The sequence below is a fragment of the Thermostichus sp. OS-CIW-29 genome, assembly GCF_054058195.1.
In genome coordinates this window covers 1-16947 of sequence record NZ_JBSSAB010000050.1, presented here as the reverse complement: position 1 = coordinate 16947, position 16947 = coordinate 1, and the positions used below count along the sequence as shown (strand labels likewise).

Below are 16947 nucleotides of genomic sequence, written 5' to 3'. Positions count from 1 at the left end.
TTCGGGCCTGTTTTGTTCTCTGGTAGAGCAGAGCAGGCTCAGGGCTACTGAAAGCCCGCTCCGTACCGCTTAGCGGTCGGAGCCGGGTAGTTTACTTGCCCCGATCACAAGAACTTTGTCCCGCTGTCGCGAACGGTTAGGATCGCAACGCTGACTCAAACCTACACTGCACCCCCATGTTGCCATGCAGCGCCAACGCGAACACAGAGCATCGCTGGCTCTGGCGTGACCAGCCCATTCGCTACCAACAGTCGGGATCCACAGGCCCAGCCGTGTTGCTCATCCATGGCTTTGGGGCCAGCAGCGACCATTGGCGGAAAAATTTGCCGGAGCTGGGGCAGCACTGTCAGGTGTATGCGGTCGATTTGTTGGGGTTTGGGGGATCCGCCAAGCCCCTGCCGGGATCCCCTTTGCCCTACACCTTTGAGACCTGGGGATCCCTGGTGGCAGACTTTGTCCGAGAGGTGGTGGGCCAGCCAGTCTATCTGGTGGGCAACTCGATTGGCTGCATTGTGGCTTTGCAGGCGGCGGTTCTGGATCCGGCCCAGGTTTTAGGGGTAGCGATGTTGGATCCCTCGCTGCGGCTGTTGCACGAGCGGAAACGGGGCCAGGTCTCCTGGCTGCGCCGCCGGTTCACCCCTTTGCTGCAATCCCTGCTGGGGTGGCCCCCCTTTGGTCGTTTCTTCTTTGCTCAGGTGGCCCAGGCTAGGGCCATTCGCAATATCCTCCTCCAAGCCTACGGGCGCAAAGAAGCGGTTACCGAGGAGCTGATCCAGCTTTTGCTCAAACCCGCTTTGGAGCCGGGGGCGGCAGAGGTCTTTTTGGCCTTTGTGCGCTATTCTCAGGGGCCTTTGGCTGAAGATCTCTTGCCTCAGCTCACCTGTCCCGTCTTGATCTTGTGGGGGGAAGCGGATCCCTGGGAACCCATTGCTCTGGGGCGGGCCCTGGCAGAGTTTCCTTGCGTGGTGGGGTTCATCCCATTGCCGGGGGTCGGCCATTGCCCCCAGGATGAAGCCCCCGAGCTGGTCAACCCGCTGCTGTTGGACTGGATCCGGGATCCCACCCGAAAACCTGAGAAAGGACTCCATTCTCTCCCCCCAGAAGAGGGGAGCTAGGAAGCGGCGCAGCAAGAGCTTCCCTGGGCTCAAGGATGGCGCGGGCTGCCCTTGGAATTCTCATAATCTACGCCCGACCAAGGTGCTCCAGTTGATCCAGGTTGGGGCCCCTCAGCCGGAATGCATGGCCAAACCCCTGGATGAAGCTACCAGTTTTGGGGACGATCTGACAGAAGTGAAAATCCGCCAAGCCCAGGATCATCTCGGCAATCTCGTACTTGGCGCGATAGAGGGCCTCAAACCCCTGCGCTTGCGCCTCTTCGCGGCTGAGAAACTGGGCTTCTCCGCTCACCATCACCCGCGACAGGGCATGGTTACTGCGGGGATCCCCTGGGGTGGGCGGCTCGTGGATGAGTAGCGCGGCCCGGGGATCCGCCCGCAAAGCCTGGGTGTGGGCAGAAAGATCGCTGATGACAATGGCAAAGCGCAAGGGATCCCGCTGCACCACAAAAGGCACCAACGACACCGCCGGGGATCCCTGCTCCAGCACCGCCAAGCTGGCCACCGGCTGGCCATCCAGCAGCATATTTAACTGTTCCAGCACCGACATGGTTGTCCTCCAGTCCCCTTGCTATTATCAGCTCCCCTGTACTGGGACAAGAGCCACAACCCTGCTTACAGGCTGTTCCTGGCCTGGTTGAACTCTGCCCGGCAGCTCGGAGCGTTGGGCATTAACGTTGTAAATAAAACTTTACAATCCTACGCAAAGCGAGCTACGCTGGGAAAGAAAGCACGAGGAGAACCCTATGACCCGATATCGCTCCGTCGTCGTCGAAGAAGGCGGTCGGCTGAACAACTACGCCATTGAGCCAGAAATGTATGTGGATAGCACCCCCCGCGTGGGCTTCACCGACTATGCAGAGCGCTTGAACGGGCGCTTGGCAATGATCGGCTTTGTTGCCCTGATCCTGTTTGAAGCTCTGTCTGGTACCACCCTGATTGGCTGGCTGCAGTCCCTGGGCCGATAAGCCAAAGAACGCTTCCTAGGAAGAGGGCTGTCTCTAATCGCCGATTGACTGTTCGCGATAGTGGGACGGAGTCCTCACTTTGTTGCACAATTCTCTACAACCTGATGTGCAAACGCTAGGCAGTTGTGCGAGTGTGCAGGGAGCGGGTGGTTAGGTTTATGTTTCTAGACCCCAGCTACCGTTTGAAATGTACCCCAAGCTCTGGGGGAAGTGACATACTCCCATCACTGACCCTACGGGTACAGTGTGGGCTTCTCGCTTCATTGGGGAGCCTACGCAAGAACCCTCTGCGAGCAGACACGGGATGTCCCACCGCGTAGCTGCACCAGATTCCGGCAAAAGCCGTTTTGTGCAACTACTCTCACCATACACCATGTGGGGGTATCTGTATCCCGACACTGACGCTACGGGTACAGTGCGGGGCTTAGCTAACCCCACACCCCGACAAGCTAACGCCTGTGGAGACTCCTCTGGCGGGGTGGTAGGTCTAAAACCTACCGCTAGTCAAGGGTTGCTGAAGCAGGAAGAAAGCAACAGCGCTGAGCAAAAATCTGTTCTGTTCAGTGCTGTGTAGGTCTTTCAGAGCGGCATCTCCCAGTGCAGCTCGACATGGGTATGGCCTTCCGGGGTGCGGGTGCGGTGCCAAGATCCCTTGGGTAGATAGCGGGCGATGGTGTTCATGGCCTTGCTGCCGTAGCCGCCGCTGAGGCCGGGAGCGTACTCGATACCATCGTTGACCACGGAAAGGCAGCAGTGGCGCTCCGTTTGGGCCAGCGACACCTTGACAAAGGAAGCATTGCCTTTGGGGGGTTGTACATGGGCGATGACATTGCCGATGGCCTCCCGCAAAAAGCGCAAGATGTCTTCTCGCTGATCAAACCACTCGCCGGTGTTGGGCTCCTGCAGAGGTTGCAGTTGGCGCTCCACAGACAGCGTCAGGCTGCCCGCTTGGATCAGCTCGTCCAGATAGATCTCGATGCCGCGATGCAACCCCTCTCGCAAGCTGGGGGAGATGCGCAGCTTGGCGGCTAGGGTGCGCACATCGTTGAGCTGATTCCGGATCCCGCGTCCGATCCTCTCCAGTTGCTCGAGCAGGTGGTCGTAGACGGTGGGATCGGGAGCTTTTCCCTGGTGCTGCTGCCATTGCAAGCTCTCCAAGTTGTCCATCACCACCTTCAGCTCCTGCAGCTCGCGATCGTGAATGTCGGTGGCTACTCGGTAGAGCAGCTTGCGAGCCTGGTCAATGGCGGCCTCCTGTTCGGCTCGGCGCAGGCGCTCCAGTTCCTGTTGCTGGGCCAAGAGCCGTTCTTGATTCTCCACAATGACCAAAGTGAGCAGCAGGCTCACCCCCGTTAGCCCACTGGCCAGGGCCGGCAAGACGAGAGGCCAAACCCAACGCCCCAGTAGAAACTGGGCCACAGCCCACCCTTCGTAAACGGCAAGCCCCACCACAGGCCGCAGGAGAAACTGCTGTTGCTTCCAGCCCCAAGGGCTCAAAAGTGCTCCGCACCGCTGACGCGAACGTAGGGGGGGACGATAAAGCACCAAAAGCAGTCCCGTTCCCACTCCCAGCAGCAAGACCACCGCAACCGCCACCCCCCCCGGCACGGATTGGTAGACCTCCCCGGTGAGCAGGCTGGAGAGGACTTGCGCCTGCAGCTCCACCGCCGCAATCTGGGATCCATCCGCAGTCCGCACTGGGAAGGTTTCGGGGTAGCCGCCCACAAAACCCACCAGGACAATTTTGTCCCGCAATTGGTCGGCAACTTCGGGATCGAGGGGAGGGATCCCTTCTTGGCCGCGGCAGGCTTGGCTGGGGTTGATCATCGGGGCAACAGACCCGGATCCTGCCTGGAGAACAGCTGGAGGGCAAACCCGTTCGATGGGGATGATGGGGATCCCGTGCTGGGATCCGAGGGGGTTGAATTGGATCGGCTGCAACCCCCGCTCGCGAAACCAGCGGCTGGCCCGCTCCGGGTCGTATTTGGCAAAAGCCAGAGCCTCGACCGAGGCGAACATCTGCTCCTCTTGGCTGTCGCGGCGCAGGTAGAGCCCCCGCAACTGGGCCTGGCGCAGGATCCCGGCACTGTCTACCCGATGTTGCACCACCCCCTGCACATGCTCTGGCGGCACCAGGTACTCCAGCCGCAGAGAAGAGAAGGGCAGAAAATGGTTGTAGATGTTAATCTCGGAGCGGCCAAAGCTCTCGCTGCTGCGGGTGGCCAAGACCAAGCGATCTGGGTAGCGCTGCACCACCTGACGCAGAGGGGCATCTAAGTTCTCGTTGCCCAGGTTTTGAGGTACCACAAAGCTGCTGGGCAGGTTTAGCACCACCACCCTGGCCTCAGCTTCTTCCAGTAGACGCAACGTCAGGCCGGCGTAGTTGGCCCGTTCCAGAAGGAAGTCAACTTGATGTTGGCCAAGGTGCTCTGCACCACTGGTGCGGCCATTGCTTTCCCCCTGTCCGCTGTTCCCGTTAGCGGGAACGTGCTCCGCACCGCTGTCGCGATCGAGTCCTATACGACCATCAATGCCGACGATCACCACCTCGGGAGAAGGCTGCTGAGGGCCACGCCAAGCGTACAGCCACTCCTGGGCGTCGCTCTCCATCCGCACCAACAAAGGATGCTGAGCAGAAAGGTTAAGCAGAGCAGCCCAACCCAAGCCCCAAGCCAACGCCCAGCCCAGCCGTCGCCGGGAGGGGGACAGTCGAGCTGGAGAAGTATAGCCTTGGCCAACGAGAAAGGGAGGGACGGGATCCGGCATATTGCAAAGGGCTTTGCACCGCTGACGCGACCACACGAACGGCAGTGCAGACGCGAGCCAGCTAAAAAGCGCTCCGCACCGCTGTCGCGATGGAGTTTTCTCTGCCATTTTGGCCGCTGCCGGCGGCTGTCGAGGGGATCCCTGGCCCCCCCGTTGCTGGGGGAAAACCGCAGCCTCAGTGGTGATGGTTGCGCACCCGCGCTGCTTCCTCAGGGCTAATGCCGAGGCGAGTGAGGTTGATACGGCCTTTGTGATCGATGCTGCGCACCTTGACCACCACCTCATCTTCCACAGCCACCTCGTCTTCCACCCTGCCGACGCGGTACTCCGCCAGTTGCGAAATGTGGATCATGCCCTCTTTGCCGGGCAAAAACTCCACAAAAGCGCCGATGGGGATGATGCGGGTCACCTTGCCCAAATACACCTGCCCCTCTTCCACCCGCCGCACCAGATTTTCGATCATCGCCCGCGCCGCCTCCGCCTGGCCGCCCACCGAGGAAGACACGGTGATTGTGCCGTCGTCGCTGATGTCCACCTTGGCCCCTGTCGCTTCGGTGATGCCGCGCACGGTCTTGCCACCGGGGCCGATGATCTTGCCGATATCCTCGGGATCCACCTTGAACGTGAGCAGACGGGGAGCCGTTTTGGCCAACTGGGGTCGAGGCGCAGCAATCGTCTCCAGCATCTTGTCGAGGATGAACTCGCGTCCGGCCTTGGCTTGCCGGATGGCCTGTTCCACCACGTCAACGGTGATGCCGGTGATTTTCATGTCCATTTGCAGAGCGGTGATCCCCGCCCGCGTACCGGCCACCTTGAAGTCCATGTCGCCCAGAAAGTCCTCGATCCCCTGGATGTCGGTGAGGATGCGCACCTCATCCCCCTCCTTAATAAGGCCCATGGCCACCCCGCTGACCGGCGCTTTGATCGGCACCCCGGCATCCATCAGAGAAAGGGTAGAGCCACAGACGGATCCCATCGAGGTGGAGCCGTTGGAGGAGAGCACTTCCGACACCACCCTCACCACGTAGGGAAACTCCTCTTCCTTGGGCAGCACCGGCACCAAGGCCCGCTCCGCCAGCGCCCCATGACCAATCTCCCGCCGTCCCGGCGAGCGTGAAGGCCGCGTTTCTCCCACCGAAAAGCCCGGAAAATTGTAGTGGTGCATGTAGCGCTTCTCATCCACCGGGTGCAAGTCGTCCAGCTCCTGGGCATCGCCGGGCGTGCCGAGGGTAGTGATGGAAAGGACTTGGGTGAGGCCGCGATTGAACAAGGCACTGCCGTGAACCCTTGGGATCAAACCCACCCGGCAAGAGACCGGTCGCACCTCGTCCAGCTTGCGTCCATCTACCCGCACCCCCTCTTGCAGGATTTGCTGGCGCATCAGCTTCTTGAGCAGAGCCTTGAACTGGTTGTCCAACTCTTTGGGGTTTTCCAGAAGATAGAGCCGCAAGGGATCCCCCTCTGGCCGTTCCTGGATTTGGGCCTCCAGCTTGGCCTTGAGCTCCTCCAGTTGCTGTTCCCGGCTGGTCTTGTCCAAAAACTGCCTGAGAATGGAGCGAATGCCCTCCTGAGCCTGCTCTTCTACAAAGGCAATCAGCTCCTCGTTTTTGGGGGGAGGGGGCAGCTCTACCGGGGTGATGTTGAGATCCGCCAGGACTTGCTGTTGGGCTTTGAGCAGCTCCTGGATGGCCTCAAAACCAAACTCGATGGCCTCCACCACATCCTTTTCCGGCAGTTGGTTGGCCCCGGCTTCCACCATGATCACGCCATCGGCACAGCCGGCCACCACCAGATCCAGATCGCCCGCCTCAATTTCGGCATAGGTGGGGTTGAGGATAAATTCATCCTTGACCAAGCCCACCCGCACCGCCGCCACGGGGCCATTGAAGGGGATGCGAGCGCCGTGAATGGCTAACGAGGCTCCCAAAATACACAACACATCGGGCGGCACCGTATCGTCCACCGAGAGGGTGGTGGCCACCACCTGCACATCATCCCGCAGCCATTCCGGGAACAACGGACGAATGGGTCGGTCTATTAAGCGAGAGATCAAAGTGGCCCGTTCCGGTGGCCGGCCTTCTCGCCGCAGATATCCCCCTGGGATCCGCCCCGCTGCGTAGAGGCGCTCTTCGTAATCGACCAACAAGGGCATAAAATCAACGCCAGGCCGGCCTGGCTGCCGTGTGGCGGTAACCAAAATCGAGGTTTCGCCCGAAGTCAGCCAAACCCCACACCCTGCCTGGGGGGCCATCAGCCCAATATTGATGTCAATTTCCCGCCCATAAAAGGAAATCGACCGAGTGTATTCTGCCATGTAACGCTTCGCCTTCTTTTTTTCTTGCCGCTATCGTAGCATTCTCCTTTTGCTCCTTTTCAGCCCCCGCTGACCGGAGGGATCAGGACGACTTCGTCTCCCGCCGATAGGGGAGTGTCGGCAGCTACAAAATTGAGGTTGAGACCGAAGCGCGTTTGGGAGCGCCAAGGAGCCAAGCTGGGGTAGCGCTGGATCAGTTGATCGCACAGCTGCCCGACGGTGGTACCGGGGCTCACCTGCAGGCACATTTCAGTTTGTCCGATCACTTCTTGATAGATGGCAAAGAGCTTCAGCGTGATGGGAAAAAGCTCATCGGGGGCTGGATTTTGGGCAGCAACCATTGACAGTGCTCCCACCTGCTTTGAACGATCTTGTGGACAATCTTGGGCAATCTTTGGCCGGTTTGTCCACCAGAATCCTCTGCCCATCTCCTACTCATCAGGGATCCCTACAGCCACAGAAAAATCGGCTCCGGGGAAAAGATGCCGTCTTTCAGATTCCAGTGAACTGTTCTTCTGGCTCTGGCCGGGGATCCGGGGCAAGGCTAGGGTAGGCCAAAAGCTTGCTTGGCAGCCAACCGGCTTCTGTGCTGATGCTAGAGCCACTGACCCCCTCCCAAATCAGGGCCTACTTGGATCGGATTGGCTACGTTGGCCCCACCCAGCCCACCCTGCAAACCCTCCGCCAGATCCACCTAGCCCACCTGCTGCGGGTGCCGTTTGAAAATCTGGACATTCATCGGGGTCGTGCCATTCGCCTGGAGCGGGATTTCTTGTTCCAAAAAATCGTCCGAGAGCGGCGGGGCGGCTTTTGCTTTGAGCTGAACAGCCTGCTGGCCGCTGCCTTGCAGGGAATGGGGTTTTCGGTACACCTACTCTCAGGACAGGTGAGCCGGTCGGAGTCCGATGTCCGCTTTGGACCTGAGTGCAACCACTTGGCTGTGCAGGTGAACATCGGCGATGAAGCCTGGCTGGCAGATGTGGGGTATGGGGAGGCCTTTCGCGAGCCGTTGCGGCTGGGGGATCCCGGGATTCAAGCCCAGGCTGAAGGACGCTACCGCCTCACCCTTTGGCCAGGGGATCCCACTGCTTGCCGTTATTGGCTCATTCAGCAGGAACAGCCGGATCGCACCTGGAAAACTCTATTTCTTCTGGATCGGATCCCACGCTCCCTGCAGGAGTTCGAGCCCATGTGCCACTTTCACCAAACTTCGCCAGAATCGATGTTTACCCGGCTGCGCCTTTGCACCCTGGCCACTCCGACCGGACGGGTCACCCTCACCGCCCGCGCCAATGGCTCTTTTAAGTGGATCGAGACCACCCCAGAAGGCCGCTGGGAACGCCCTCTCAGGGATGAAAAAGAGTATGAACAACTGCTCGCCTGCGCCTTCGGGATCTGCCTTCCCCCATCTCCTGCCGCCGCTGGGGATCCGAGGGGAAAGGTTGCAAGACCCAAGCCCAATGACGTCTCAACAGAGCCCACCCAAATCTTCCCCAAACAAGGCTAGAACCCCTGCCAGTTAATGTCAAAATAGTAAGGCAATGTTTCGTTATCTCAGTAACCGTTATGGATGCTGCCGCGGTCGCCGGGTTTGATGGCCAAGCTTTGGATCATGTACTCATTTTCGACACCACCCTGCGAGACGGGGAGCAGTGCCCCGGCGCCACCCTCAACACCGAAGAAAAGCTGGCCATTGCCCGGCAGTTGGCCCGGCTGGGCGTCGATATCATCGAAGCGGGATTTGCCTATGCCAGCCCTGGTGACTTTGAGGCCGTGCAGAAGGTGGCCGAGCAGGTGGGAACCCCCGATGGCCCTGTGATTTGCAGCCTGGCCCGCGCCCTCAAGCCGGACATTGAGGCCGCCGCCGCCGCCCTAAAGCCTGCTGCCAAGCCCCGCATCCACACCTTCATCTCCACCTCCGACATTCACCTGAAGTATCAGTTGCGCAAAACCCGCGCTGAGGTGCTGCAAATTGCCGAAGAGATGGTGGCCTACGCCAAGTCCTTCGTGGAGGATGTGGAGTTTTCCATGATGGATGCCACCCGCTCTGACCCAGAGTTCCTATACCAGGTCGTCGAGGCGGCCATTCGGGCGGGGGCCAAAACCATCAACATCCCCGATACCGTCGGCTACGTCATGCCGGAGGAGTTCGGCCAACTGATCAAGGGCATCCGCGAAAATGTGCCCAACATCAAGCAAGCGATCCTTTCTGTGCACGGCCACGACGATCTGGGCGTCTCGGTGGCCAACTTCTTGGAAGCGATTAAGCAGGGCGCCCGTCAGGTGGAAGTGACGGTCAACGGCATTGGTGAGCGGGCCGGCAACACAGCCCTGGAAGAGTTGGTGATGGCCTTGCATGTGCGGCGCAGCTACTTCAACCCCTACTTCGGCCTGCCGGTGGACTCCGAGAAGCCCCTCACCCACATCAAAACTCAGGAGATCTATCGCACCTCGCGCCTCGTCTCCAACCTCACTGGCATGTTGGTGCAGCCCAACAAGGCTATCGTCGGCTCCAACGCCTTTGCCCACGAATCTGGCATCCACCAGGACGGCATGTTGAAGAACCGCCAGACCTATGAGATCATGGATGCACAGACCATCGGCCTGCAATCGAGCACCTTGGTGTTGGGCAAGCACTCGGGCCGCAACGCCTTTCGCAACCGCCTCAAAGAACTGGGGTTCGAGCTGTCGGAGCAGGATCTGAACAAGGCCTTCTTGCGCTTCAAAGAGCTGGCTGACAAGAAAAAAGAAATCTCCGACCTGGATCTGGAAGCGATTGTTAACGACGAAACTCGCCCGGTGCCCGAACTCTACCGCCTGGAGCATGTCCAAGTGGTGTGTGGCAATCGAGAGGCTCCCACTGCCACGGTGCGCCTGGTAACCCCGGAAGGGGAAGAGCGGGTGGACGCTGCCGTGGGCACAGGCCCGGTGGATGCGGTGTACAAGGCCATCAACCGCATTGTCAATATCCCCAACAAGTTAATCGAGTTTTCTGTCCAATCGGTTACTGCCGGCATCGACGCCATTGGGGAAGTCACCATCCGCCTGCGCCACGAAGACCGCATCTTTTCCGGCCATGCCGCCAACACCGACATCATCGTCGCTTCGGCCCAAGCCTACATGAATGCCCTCAACAAGCTCTACTCTGCGCTGCACGCGGCACGCTCGACGGCTGACCAGCGCGAGGCTGCTGCCCAGAAGATCTGAGGGAAGGGTTAGGGAATCCCAGTCGTTTCCAACAAAGCTGGGATCCTTCGCTGCTGACCCTCACCCCCAGCCCCTCTCCTCTTGGGGAAGAAGGGAGCCCACGCTCAACCTAACCCTGTTGCAAATGACCCTATGGGCTGGCCGAAGGGATCCCATCCGCAAACACCCGCCCGATCACTTCCTCGATGGGCGGGTCGGTTACCGTTAGATCCAGCACATCCAGCTCTGCCAAGAGCTTGGCCACCGTTTGGGTGAGCTGCTCCCGCTGCACCCACAGCCGCGCCTCACAGCTGCCCGGATCCCCGTCCGTGCGCACCTCTCCATAGAGCTGCAGTTGGGCAACAGGGCAAGGGCGAGCCAATTTCAACCTCACCTCTCGGTAGGGGGCAAAGCGCTCCAGCAATGCCTCGAGGTCGCCATCGTACATGAGCTGCCCCGCGTTGATGACCAGCACCCGTTGGCACAGCGCAGTAATATCGGCCATGTAATGGCTGGTCAACAGCACCGTTGCTCCATAGCGGCGGTTGTAGTCCCGCAGAAATTGCCGCACGCCGGCCTGGGCGTTGACATCCAACCCCAAGGTGGGCTCGTCCAAAAACAAGATCTGCGGGCGGTGCAACAGAGCCGCCAACAGCTCCGCCTTCATCCGCTCCCCCAGCGAGAGCTTGCGCACCGGTTGCTTCAGCTTGCTTTCTAGGTCGAGCAGCTCTGCCAGCTCCCCCACCCGCTCCCGAAACTCCTTCTCAGGGATCTCGTAAACGGCAGCGTTGATGCGCAGAGAGTCCATTGCCGGCAGATCCCAAATGAGCTGCTGCTTCTGTCCCATCACCAGGGTGATCTGCCGCAAAAACGCCGGCTCCCGGCGGTAAGGCACATGGCCGACCACCTGCACCGTGCCGCCGGACGGATAGATCAAACCGGTCAACATCTTGAGGGTCGTGGTCTTGCCCGCCCCGTTGGGCCCCAAGAATCCCACCATCTCCCCCGGCTGAACTTGAAAGCTCACGGACTGCACCGCCGGGATGTGGCGATAGGTGCGGCGAAAAAAGTGGCGCAGGGTGCCAACCACTCCGGGATCCTTGACGGCCACCGGGTAAACCTTGCTCAGGTTGTGGGCAGCGATGATTGGCTCCAACCGGGTCGGCACATCAGGCAACATCTACCCCCACCCCTACAAAACGGCCAGATCCGCTACCCCAACCCCAAGAACAGAGCTTCCAGAGCTGGGCATACCGGATCTGCAGAGGGCTATTTCTCAGTATCCGAGGGAAAGCAACGAACGAATAGGGGAACTACAGCAGTCCTACGTCCATCCCAGGCTTACCCGTGGCCAGCTCCACCTTCAGGATGCGGCCACCCGATTTCTGGATGCGCTGCTGTTCCCGAAACCAGTTCTCATAGGGCACCAGCTTGGTGAAGTAGGTATTTTGCAGCTCCCGCTGGGTGCGAATTCGGGTTTGGCTGGGCACACAGGCCGTGATCTTGAACATGCGCATGATATGGGATCCCCGCTCAACAACAAAATGGGCTATCTTGACCAGCAAAACAGGCGACTCACCCCAGAAAGCTCGCGTACTTCAGCTAGCACACCAGATCCCTGTGGCAAATCGCCCGCCGTGCTCGTTGAAGAATGCACCTCCCCTGAGGCAATGACGCCGGGAGTTAGCTCAGGCCAGAGCAGATGTAATCGAAGTACACCCCCATTTCCTTGCCGGCCTCAGCACCCACCAGAGCGGCAGTTACCTCTTTCATGGCTTGGATGGCCTGGATGGTTGCCCCAATGGGCACTCCCAGGGAATTGTAGGTCTCCTTGAGCCCGTTCAGCACCCGCTCGTCCAGAATGGAGGGATCCCCGGCCAGCATGGCGTAGGTGGCGTAGCGCAGGTAGTAGTCCATGTCGCGGATGCAGGCAGCATAGCGACGGGTGGTGTACATGTTGCCGCCAGGACGGGTGAGATCAGAGTACAGCAACGCCTTGGCAGCAGCATCCTTGACGATGGTGGAGGCATTGGCCGCGATGGTGGCAGCCGCCCGCACCCGCAGCTCGCCTGTGGCGAAGAAGGCTTTCAACTTCTCCATGGCCGAGCTGTCCAGATACTTGCCTTGAACATCGTAGCTGTTGATTACAGCAGTAATTGCGTCTTGCATGATGAGCTTCCTAAATCCAAATCGACGAACAGCAAAGGGTTGTGCGGCAAAAACAATGAGGGATTAGCTCATTGCCCCCACCACAAAGTCGAAGTAGTAGCCGGCTTCAGCCGCATCGTCAGGAGAGAGCAGACCCATGGCCACCTGCTTCATTTGACGAATGCTCTCGGCCACCGCCGGAATGGGTGTGCCCAGGGAGTTGTACATCTCGCGGACACCCACCAGGCCGATCTCTTCAATCGGGGTGACATCGCCGGCAATGATGCCGTAAGTGATCAGGCGCAGGTAGTAGTCCATATCGCGCAGGCAAGTCGCCGTCATCTCTTCCCCGTAGGCATTGCCCCCCGGAGAGACAATGTCGGGGCGCTTCTGGAAGAGTTGGTCGGCAGCTTGTTTGACGATGCGCTCACGAGACTCGGTTAAGACTTGAGCAATGCGCAACCGCTTCTCGCCCGAGGTGACAAAGGACTTGATCCGATCCAGTTCCCCCGGGCTGAGGTAGCGGGCCTCCGCGTCCGCGTTCACAATCGATTTCGTAACAACACTCATGGATATCCATCCTCAAGTCGATTTTTTAAAGAGTATGACGAGCATACCCGCAAGTTATTTTCCGATATGCTTGCCGTCTGCCATCTCAGATCTTCACACTTCTTAAAATCTCTCCCAGAAAAGGGCCGTCCCGCTGGCGCGACCAGTGTTGCGTAGGTCTTTCAGAGCGGACAGTCTCATTCCCGCCCCGACAGGGCAGTTCCCTCCCCAAAGTCCGGCAAGAGAGGGGCTACAATCTCACTTAGACTCACTTAGAATGAAGGCTGAGTCGCCAGGGGATCCCTGCAGGCTTGGTTTAAGACATGCGTTGAGGTTGCGATGACGGATGCCTCTGGGTCAGAACGATTGAAGCGAGCGAAAGGTATTTCTGAGGGTACGCCCTCATCTCTGCCGGATCACCTCATCCGGGCCACGGCGGCAGAAGGCAAAATCCGAGTGGTGGGCTTGGTGGCCACCCAGGCGGTACAAGAGGCAAGGGAGCGGCACAAGCTCTCCTATGTGGCGACAGTGGCCTTGGGGCGGGCCATGAGCGCAGCCCTGTTGCTGGCGGCCAACTTGAAGCGACGCCAGGCGCGGATTAACCTGCAACTGAAAGGGAATGGCCCCTTGGGCAACATCTGGGTGGATGCCGGCTTGGATGGCACGGTACGCGGGTATGTGAGCAACCCCGCCATTGAGCTTCCTCTCACTGCCGAGAGCAAGTTGGATGTGGGCCAAGCCGTTGGGCGCTATGGCTACCTCCATGTGCTGCGGGATCTGGGGTATGGCCAGCCTTACACCAGCGCGGTGGAGCTGGTTTCGGGAGAGGTGGGAGACGACATCACCTACTACCTCTCCTCCTCAGAGCAGATTCCCTCGGCAGTCCTTCTGGGAGTAAATCTCGACTCACAGCGGGTACGCGCCGCCGGCGGAGTGTTGTTGCAGCTGATGCCAGGGGCGCCGGCCAGTCTGATCCCAGAGATGGAAGCCCGTTTGGCCAAAGTGGAAGAATTTAGCCCGATGTTGGCTTGCGGCGGCGGCTTGCGGGAGCTGTTGCAACTTTGCCTGGGCGACCTGGATCTGAAAATTGCGCCGGAAATGCGCACCATCCGCTTCTACTGCAAGTGCAATTCCGACCGAGTGAAGGGGGCCCTGCGCATGCTGGGGCGGGACGAGTTGCTCGATATGATCCACACCGACAAGGGGGCAGAAGCGGTTTGCCAATTCTGCAACGAGGTCTACCGCATCTCGGAAGACGAGCTGCGCTCGATTGTGGCGGAGATGTCGGCCACCCCCTGATGGCACAATGATGGCCAACTACGGGATCCCGATTCTGACACCTCTCGATGTTGTCTGAGCCCCCGGTTGAGTTGGTTGAATTATCGGTTGTTGTCCCCTGCAAAAATGAGGCGGACAACCTGGAACACCTGTTCGAACGCCTGCAACTTACCTTGGAGCCGCTGGGGATCCCCTACGAGATTATCTGCGTCAACGATGGCAGCCAAGACAACACGCTGGAAAAGCTCATTGCCTTCCATCGTCGGGATCCCCGTATCAAAGTGGTGAACCTTTCCCGTTGCTATGGCAAGGAGATCGCCCTTACTGCCGGCCTCGATCACGCCTCTGGTCGAGCTGTTGTTCCCATCGATGCCGACTTGCAAGATCCGCCGGAGCTGATCCCGGAGATGCTGCAGCAGTGGCGGCAAGGCTATCAGGTGGTTTATGCAGTGCGTCGCAGCCGCCGCGGGGAGAGCTGGCTAAAACGCTTTACAGCCAACGGCTTCTATTGGTTGATTGATCAACTCAGCCAGGTGCGGATCCCGCGCAATACGGGGGATTTTCGACTGCTGGATCGGCAGGTGGTGGAGGCAGTTAAACAGCTGCGAGAGCGCACCCGCTTTATGAAAGGGATCTTTGCCTGGGTGGGCTACCGGCAAACGGCCATTTTTTACGATCGCGCCCCCCGCTTTCGCGGCAAAACCCAGTGGAACTACTGGCGGCTGTGGAACCTAGCCATAGAAGGCATCACCTCTTTTAGCTCTTGGCCGTTGCGGGTGTGGAGCTACATAGGGTTGGCGATCTCGGTTCCAGCCTTTTTGTATGGCCTTTTTCTCATCATCCGCACCTTGCTCTTTGGCTCCGATGTACCTGGCTATGCCTCTTTAGCGGTGATGATCTTGTTTTTGGGCGGGATCCAGCTGATCAGCTTGGGCGTGATTGGCGAGTATTTAGGCCGCGTTTTTGAAGAAGTGAAAGGCCGCCCCCTCTACCTGGTCGATGGCACCTTTGGGTTTGAGACCCCACGACCTTCCCCTGCCCTAGATTCAGTACCTACGCAAAAGCTAGGATGAAAAGTCATCTTTCAGAGTTTTGGATCCCGAGGCAACATAACTTTGGTACTCGCGTATAAAGATATCTTTCATCTCTTCTGGAGATAGCTGGATCCCTTGGATTTTGGCGCGGGCGATGGCCTTCATCAGCTCGATATAGGCCAGGCCCAGAGAGAGAGTGAGGGTGGCTGCCGTAGTGGATTGGATAGCGCTGCCTACAATCCCCGGGCCGGGAATCATCTTCAGCAAGTTGGACACAATCGTTCGCCCGATTGCTGTTGTAATTGTAGTGCCTGCCAAAGCGGCTATCAAAGAGTAGTAAAAAGAAGGGGAAGCCTCGAAGCCAAAAATAAAGCTGATATTGGCAATCATGCCTGCTTGGGCTGTAACCAACAGAGGGGCATCTGCAAAGGGAAGGGGCACTGCCCCGATAAACGCTGCACTGGCCACATAGCCTGATACGTACTTAAAGGCAGCCTCGGCTTTGAGATCCACCCGCAGCAATTGCTGGCGGATAAAGGCAAGGCGAGCCACTTCCGGCAAAAGCTCTAGCGTGCAGCCAATTAGGTGCTCCAGCCCGTGGGCAGGAATGGTAATTTGCCGGTTAATCGCCTTGTTGCGGGCCAAAACGGGAACAATGTAGCGGACAGGCAAATTTTGATGCTGCAAATACCGGAAAAACTCGCTCTCTTCAGGATTGGGATATTCCAAGCATTGGGTTAAGACCAAGATGACGGGAACGTCTTTGAGTTCCAACTCCTTTAGCCATTTGCGTTCAACTTCCTCCAACCGCTTCAGTTCGTGGTGGAGGCAGTACCAAACAAGATGGATGTGATGTTCAGGATCCTTAAAGCGCAGCTCCTCGATAAGCTGGGAAACCTCCAGGCGAACTTGCTGATTCTGTTCACCGTCTAGTTCCATGCCAGGTGTATCGTAGATGGTGATTGGGCAACCTGGCTTGGAATACTGACGAATGTGGCGGGTGACGGGGCTGCCAACACCGGTACGGGCCAGCTCATCTCTAAACACTGCATTGACCAAGGTGCTCTTGCCCACCCCGCTTTTGCCAATGACCAGGATGTTGCAGTGGCCCAACTCTGTCTGCGCCTCTAGGAGGTCCTTCTGTAGTATCTGAGACACCGAATTCCAGAAAGACTTAAAGGCTTCTGGCTTCTCGAGAGATTCAGAAGCTTCTGGGATGCCTCGGGCACGGTCAACAATTTGGCGGGTTAGGTCAGTCAGTTTCTCTAAGAAGGATGGGCTTTTCTGAGACATGCTTCTTGCTTCTTCCCCTAAGGCCGATAGCCCCACAAAGGTAGTTCAGGGCGGATCCTACTGCCAAGTTTCTTCCGATACCGGAGAGTAAACTACCCGGCTCCGACCGCTAAGCGGTACGGAGCGGGCTTTCAGTAGCCCTGGGCCTGCTCTGCTCTACCAGAGAACAAAACAAGCCCGGACCTCCAGGCTGGTTTACGGCAGCCCCCAAGAGCGCAATCACATTCGCACCATTCAAATCCGCATCCCCTTCCCATCCACAGTGCCCACACTTGAACGACTTGCCACTGCGGTAG

General features: G+C 58.7%; 15 protein-coding genes and 1 pseudogene. 6 read left to right on the top strand and 10 right to left on the bottom strand.

What is annotated here, in order from left to right:
• The first annotated feature begins 176 nt into the window (after positions 1-176).
• Positions 177-1115 carry an alpha/beta fold hydrolase gene (locus ACVWZJ_RS13360; RefSeq protein ID WP_041436448.1) on the top strand — a complete coding sequence of 313 codons (939 nt, stop codon included), beginning with the start codon at positions 177-179 and terminating at the stop codon, positions 1113-1115.
• Positions 1116-1182: 67 nt separating this feature from the next.
• On the opposite strand, the gene ACVWZJ_RS13355 is transcribed toward ACVWZJ_RS13360, so the two are convergent.
• Positions 1183-1665 (bottom strand): pyridoxamine 5'-phosphate oxidase family protein, encoded by a 483-nt coding sequence (locus ACVWZJ_RS13355; RefSeq protein ID WP_011433063.1) that lies wholly within the window; start codon positions 1663-1665, stop codon positions 1183-1185.
• A gap of 196 nt (positions 1666-1861) precedes the next feature.
• Between ACVWZJ_RS13355 and ACVWZJ_RS13350 the strand changes: the two genes are divergently transcribed.
• Positions 1862-2083 (top strand): high light inducible protein, encoded by a 222-nt coding sequence (locus ACVWZJ_RS13350; protein ID WP_011433062.1) that lies wholly within the window; start codon positions 1862-1864, stop codon positions 2081-2083.
• Positions 2084-2662: 579 nt separating this feature from the next.
• On the opposite strand, the gene ACVWZJ_RS13345 is transcribed toward ACVWZJ_RS13350, so the two are convergent.
• The 3 genes from ACVWZJ_RS13345 to ACVWZJ_RS13335 all read right to left on the bottom strand — a co-directional run bounded on the left by ACVWZJ_RS13345 (position 2663) and on the right by ACVWZJ_RS13335 (position 7504).
• The gene (locus ACVWZJ_RS13345) at positions 2663-4849 is read right to left on the bottom strand and encodes a CHASE2 domain-containing protein (protein ID WP_011433061.1); all 2187 of its coding nucleotides are present in this window, start codon (positions 4847-4849) and stop codon (positions 2663-2665) included.
• A gap of 175 nt (positions 4850-5024) precedes the next feature.
• Positions 5025-7163: a polyribonucleotide nucleotidyltransferase gene (locus ACVWZJ_RS13340; RefSeq protein ID WP_011433060.1), complete on the bottom strand. Its 2139-nt coding sequence runs from the start codon at positions 7161-7163 to the stop codon at positions 5025-5027.
• Between the two features lie 59 nt (positions 7164-7222).
• Positions 7223-7504, bottom strand: coding sequence for a MoaD/ThiS family protein (locus tag ACVWZJ_RS13335; protein WP_011433059.1), 282 nt, complete (start codon positions 7502-7504; stop codon positions 7223-7225).
• A 251-nt stretch (positions 7505-7755) separates the two neighbouring features.
• On the opposite strand from ACVWZJ_RS13335, the gene ACVWZJ_RS13330 reads away from it, so the two are divergent.
• On the top strand, positions 7756-8670 hold the full coding sequence (locus ACVWZJ_RS13330; RefSeq protein WP_011433058.1) for an arylamine N-acetyltransferase family protein: 915 nt from the start codon (positions 7756-7758) through the stop codon (positions 8668-8670).
• Positions 8671-8729: 59 nt separating this feature from the next.
• Positions 8730-10370: a 2-isopropylmalate synthase gene (locus tag ACVWZJ_RS13325; protein WP_011433057.1), complete on the top strand. Its 1641-nt coding sequence runs from the start codon at positions 8730-8732 to the stop codon at positions 10368-10370.
• A 130-nt stretch (positions 10371-10500) separates the two neighbouring features.
• Here ACVWZJ_RS13325 and ACVWZJ_RS13320 read toward each other — a convergent pair whose 3' ends face one another.
• From ACVWZJ_RS13320 to ACVWZJ_RS13305, 4 genes are all read right to left on the bottom strand, one after another.
• Complete coding sequence (locus tag ACVWZJ_RS13320; RefSeq protein ID WP_011433056.1) at positions 10501-11529, bottom strand: ABC transporter ATP-binding protein; 1029 nt, start codon at positions 11527-11529, stop codon at positions 10501-10503.
• 133 nt (positions 11530-11662) lie between these two features.
• Positions 11663-11866: a phycobilisome linker polypeptide gene (locus tag ACVWZJ_RS13315; RefSeq protein WP_011433055.1), complete on the bottom strand. Its 204-nt coding sequence runs from the start codon at positions 11864-11866 to the stop codon at positions 11663-11665.
• Between the two features lie 166 nt (positions 11867-12032).
• Positions 12033-12518 (bottom strand): allophycocyanin subunit beta, encoded by a 486-nt coding sequence (gene apcB, locus ACVWZJ_RS13310; protein WP_011433054.1) that lies wholly within the window; start codon positions 12516-12518, stop codon positions 12033-12035.
• Positions 12519-12581: 63 nt separating this feature from the next.
• Positions 12582-13067 (bottom strand): globin family protein, encoded by a 486-nt coding sequence (locus tag ACVWZJ_RS13305; protein WP_011433053.1) that lies wholly within the window; start codon positions 13065-13067, stop codon positions 12582-12584.
• A gap of 387 nt (positions 13068-13454) precedes the next feature.
• Here ACVWZJ_RS13305 and hslO point away from each other — a divergent pair, with 387 nt between their 5' ends.
• Entirely contained in the window at positions 13455-14345 is an 891-nt protein-coding gene (gene hslO, locus ACVWZJ_RS13300; RefSeq protein ID WP_041437303.1) for an Hsp33 family molecular chaperone HslO, read from the top strand.
• Between the two features lie 47 nt (positions 14346-14392).
• Complete coding sequence (locus tag ACVWZJ_RS13295) at positions 14393-15397, top strand: glycosyltransferase family 2 protein (RefSeq protein ID WP_414349686.1); 1005 nt, start codon at positions 14393-14395, stop codon at positions 15395-15397.
• Here ACVWZJ_RS13295 and ACVWZJ_RS13290 read toward each other — a convergent pair.
• Both ACVWZJ_RS13290 and ACVWZJ_RS13285 read right to left on the bottom strand, forming a co-directional pair.
• A complete protein-coding gene (locus tag ACVWZJ_RS13290) occupies positions 15389-16651 on the bottom strand; it encodes a YcjF family protein (protein ID WP_457396359.1) in 1263 nt (420 codons plus the stop codon). The genes ACVWZJ_RS13295 and ACVWZJ_RS13290 overlap by 9 nt on opposite strands.
• Before the next feature lie 109 nt (positions 16652-16760).
• Positions 16761-16947, bottom strand: a pseudogene (locus ACVWZJ_RS13285) (RNA-guided endonuclease TnpB family protein); the annotation flags it as partial.